Here is a 4,198-nt window from a genome sequence, read left to right as displayed (position 1 = left end):
CGGGCCGGGGTGGTGGGTCCCAGCCCGCCGCACACGGACATACTGCCCGGAGTTGCCATGGCTGGACCGGGTTGAGACCGCAAGTACGCGGCGGGCTGCGGACGCACCACCACGGCCCGCTCCGGTCGTCTCCGCGGCTCTCCCGCCGTGGGACGGGGCCGGGTGTCCGCCGCGGTGCCTGGGGCCCGTCGGTCCCCGGTGGATGTCCGCCGTGGCGTGGTTACAGGCGGTCCAGCACCTGGGCCAGCAGGGAGCCCATGCGGGTTGCCGAGTCGCGGCCGGCCTGGAGGACCTCCTCGTGGTTGAGGGGCTCGCCGGTCATGCCGGCGGCGAGGTTGGTCACCAGGGAGATGCCGAGGACCTCTGCGCCCGCCTCGCGGGCGGCGATCGCCTCGAGGACCGTGGACATGCCCACCAGGTCCGCGCCGATCACGCGGGCCATGCGGATCTCGGCCGGCGTCTCGTAGTGCGGGCCGGGGAACTGGGCGTAGACGCCCTCCTCCAGGGTGGGGTCGACCTCCTTGCACAGGGCGCGCAGGCGGGGGGAGTAGAGGTCGGTCAGGTCGACGAAGTTGGCGCCGACGATCGGGGAGGTGGCGGTCAGGTTGATGTGGTCGCTGATCAGGACCGGCTGGCCGGGACGCATGCCTTCGCGCAGACCGCCGCAGCCGTTGGTCAGCACGACCGTCTTGCAGCCCGCGGCGACGGCGGTGCGGACGCCGTGGGCGACGGCGGCCACACCGCGACCCTCGTAGTAGTGGGTGCGGCCGAGGAACACCAGGGCGCGCTTGTTCCCGATCGTGTACGAGCGGATCCTGCCACCGTGGCCCTCGACCGCCGGCGGCGGGAAGCCGGGCAGCTCGGTGACCTGGAGATCGGCGTCGGGCGTGCCCAGCGCGTCGACGGCCGGAGCCCAGCCGGAGCCCATCACGAGGGCGACGTCGTGGGTCTCCGCGCCCGTGAGTTCCCGCAGGCGGGTGGCGGCGGCGTCGGCGGCGGCGTAGGGGTCGCCCTGGAGGTCGTCCGGAAGAAGAGATGCGTTCACGCGACGAGAGTAGCCCGTATTGGCCTACGCGCGTAGATGCGGGGCTCACGGGAATGCGATCGTTGTCTTGTCGTTTCCGACGAGGGGCTGCGAGGGGCCGCCCGGCGTCCGCCGCGGCCGTTTCCGGCGGGCCGTCTCAGCAGGGCCGTTTCCGCAGCTCCATCACGTAGTCGTGCGGTGCGCCGGCCGACTCCGCCGCGTCCGCGATCTCGCCCAGGTACCGCGCGGAGGGCAGGCCGCCCTCGTAGGCGTTGAGGACGTAGGCCCAGGCCGCCTCCTGGCCGTCGAGGGTGTGGACGCGCACGCGCATGCGGCGGTAGACGTCCAGGCCGACGCCCTCCCAGCGGTCCAGGGACTCCTCGTCCATCGGGGCGATGTCGTAGAGCGCGACGAAGACCTGCGAGATCGGGTCCTCGACGAGGGTCGCCAGCGCTCCCTCCCAGCCCATGTGCTCGCCGCCGAAGGTGAGCCGCCAGCCGTTCAGCCAGCCCGTGGCGCGCAGCGGCGAGTGCGGGGCGCGACGGGACATCAGCCGCGCGTCGAGATTGGCGGCGTAGGCGGCATAGAGCGACATGGGTCGAAGCGTACGGCAGGGACGCGAGGGACTCGTTCGCATGGCGGGTGCGTCCCGGAGGGGTCGCCTCATCCGTCCCACAGGTAACAGAACGGGCCCGGCGGTGCCCCCGGGCAGTCGCACCTTGAGCCGTGCGGGACAATGGAGTACGTGACTCGGATCGTGATCATCGGTGGCGGACCCGGCGGATACGAAGCGGCGCTGGTGGCCGCGCAGCTCGGCGCGGAGGTGACCGTCGTCGACTGCGACGGTCTGGGCGGGGCGTCGGTCCTTACCGACTGCGTGCCGTCGAAGACCCTTATCGCTACGGCCGAGGTGATGACCACCTTCGACTCCTCGTACGAAGAGCTGGGGATCATCGTCGCCGACGACACCCCGCCCCTGGAGCAGGCCGCCCGGGTGGTGGGTGTCGACCTGGGCAAGGTCAACCGGCGTGTGAAGCGGCTGGCGCTCGCACAGTCGCACGACATCACCGCCTCCGTGACGCGCGCCGGCGCCCGGGTCATGCGCGGGCGGGGACGGCTGGAGGGCATGCAGGCCCTCGACGGGTCGCGCAAGGTCGTCGTCACCGCGGCGGACGGGAGCGAGGAGACGCTCACCGCCGACGCCGTGCTCATCGCCACCGGCGGCCACCCGCGCGAGCTGCCGGACGCCCAGCCCGACGGTGAGCGCATCCTCAACTGGACCCAGGTCTACGACCTCACCGAGCTGCCCGAGGAGCTCATCGTGGTCGGGTCCGGCGTGACCGGTGCCGAGTTCGCCGGGGCGTACCAGGCGCTGGGGTCCAAGGTCACGCTCGTGTCGTCCCGCGACCGCGTGCTGCCGGGCGAGGACCCGGACGCGGCGGCCGTGCTGGAGGACGTCTTCCGGCGTCGCGGCATGAACGTCATGGCCCGCTCGCGCGCCGCCGCGGCCAAGCGGGTCGGCGACCGCGTGGAGGTGACCCTGGCGGACGGCCGGGTCATCACCGGCACGCACTGTCTGATGGCCGTCGGCGCCATCCCCAACACCGCCGGGATGGGTCTGGAGGAGGCCGGTGTCAGGCTGCGCGAGTCCGGTCACATCTGGACCGACAAGGTGTCGCGGACGACGGCTCCGGGCGTGTACGCGGCCGGTGACGTGACCGGGGTCTTCGCGCTGGCGTCCGTGGCGGCGATGCAGGGACGTATCGCCATGTACCACTTCCTCGGCGACGCGGTGGCCCCGCTGAACCTGAAGACGGTCTCCTCCAACGTCTTCACCGACCCCGAGATCGCCACGGTCGGCTACAGCCAGGCCGACGTCGACGCCGGCAAGATCGACGCCCGCTGCGTGAAGCTGCCGCTGCTGCGCAACCCGCGCGCCAAGATGCAGGGCATCCGGGACGGATTCGTCAAGATCTTCTGCCGTCCGGGCACGGGCATCGTGGTCGGCGGTGTGGTCGTCGCGCCGCGCGCCTCGGAACTCATCCACCCCATCTCGATCGCCGTCGACAACAATCTGACGGTCGAACAGATCGCGAACGCGTTCACCGTGTACCCCTCCCTTTCGGGGTCGATCGCCGAGGTGGCCCGGCAGCTGCACACGCGCAAGGCGTCGGCCGAGGCCTGACGTCCGGATCCGACTCCCCGCTGCTCACGGGGAGTTGTCGGACATGCGTATGGCATAGGCGGCGCAACTAGGCTCTATACCACTTCCTGTGCCAGCGTGCGAACAACTTCTGTTATTCGGCGCAAACTGCTGAAAGCAGACGGTCGCTGGGGTTACTGTCAGTTTCGTGTTCGCTGCTGAACGTCGCCAACTGATCCTCGAAATGGTGCGAGCAAACGGTGCCGTGTCGCTCCGTGAGCTCGCCCGCGTCGTCCAGACCTCCGAAGTGACCGTACGGCGGGACGTGCGCGCACTGGAGGCAGAAGGACTCCTCGACCGCCGGCACGGTGGTGCGGTACTGCCGGGCGGGTTCACCCGCGAGTCCGGCTTCCCGCAGAAGTCGCATCTCGCGACCGCCGAGAAGACGGCCATCGCCGACCTCGCCGCGGGTCTCGTCGAAGAGAGCGAGGCCATCGTCGTCGGGGCCGGTACGACCACTCAGGAGCTGGCGCGTCGGCTGGCCCGGGTCCCGGGCCTGACCGTCGTCACCAACTCCCTCCTGGTCGCCCAGGCGCTCGCCCACGCCAACCGCGTCGAGGTCGTGATGACCGGTGGCACGCTCCGCGGCTCCAACTACGCCCTCGTCGGGTCGGGAGCCGAGCAGTCGCTCCACGGCCTGCGTGTGTCGAAGGCCTTCCTCTCCGGGAGCGGCCTGACGGCGGAGCGGGGCCTGTCCACGTCCAACATGCTGTCGGCCTCCGTCGACCGTGCTCTGGTCCATGCCGCCGCGGAGGTCGTGGTCCTGGCCGACCACACCAAGCTCGGCGCGGACACGATGTTCCAGACGGTCCCGACCGACCTCATCACCCGCCTGGTGACGGACGAGCCCCCGGTCCACGACGACCGCGCGGCCACCGAGCTCCAGGCACTCGCGGACCAGGGCGTCCAGATCGCCGTGGCCGGCGCGACGGGAAACCCGGTCGCTGACCAGCCCCCGCCCCGCGGCGACC

Annotated in this window: 4 protein-coding genes; 2 read left to right on the top strand and 2 right to left on the bottom strand. The window is 71.3% G+C overall.

Annotation, left to right across the window (positions count from 1 at the left end):
* Window positions 1–220 precede the first annotated feature (220 nt).
* The gene (locus BZY54_RS39245) at window positions 221–1,045 is read right to left on the bottom strand and encodes a purine-nucleoside phosphorylase (protein ID WP_086730133.1); all 825 of its coding nucleotides are present in this window, start codon (window positions 1,043–1,045) and stop codon (window positions 221–223) included.
* Window positions 1,046–1,181: 136 nt separating this feature from the next.
* A complete protein-coding gene (locus BZY54_RS39240; RefSeq protein WP_086730132.1) occupies window positions 1,182–1,619 on the bottom strand; it encodes a gamma-glutamylcyclotransferase family protein in 438 nt (145 codons plus the stop codon).
* A gap of 141 nt (window positions 1,620–1,760) precedes the next feature.
* On the opposite strand from BZY54_RS39240, the gene BZY54_RS39235 reads away from it, so the two are divergent.
* A complete protein-coding gene (locus BZY54_RS39235; RefSeq protein ID WP_086730131.1) occupies window positions 1,761–3,209 on the top strand; it encodes an NAD(P)H-quinone dehydrogenase in 1,449 nt (482 codons plus the stop codon).
* Window positions 3,210–3,375: 166 nt separating this feature from the next.
* Window positions 3,376–4,198: DeoR/GlpR family DNA-binding transcription regulator (locus BZY54_RS39230; RefSeq protein WP_107419943.1), on the top strand; the 823-nt coding region annotated here is incomplete at its 3' end.

Source organism: Streptomyces carpinensis (assembly GCF_002154505.1).
Classification (GTDB): Bacteria; Actinomycetota; Actinomycetes; order Streptomycetales; family Streptomycetaceae; genus Streptomyces; species Streptomyces carpinensis.
The sequence above is the reverse complement of the archived record's forward strand: the minus strand, read 5'-3'. Positions and strand labels throughout refer to the sequence as shown.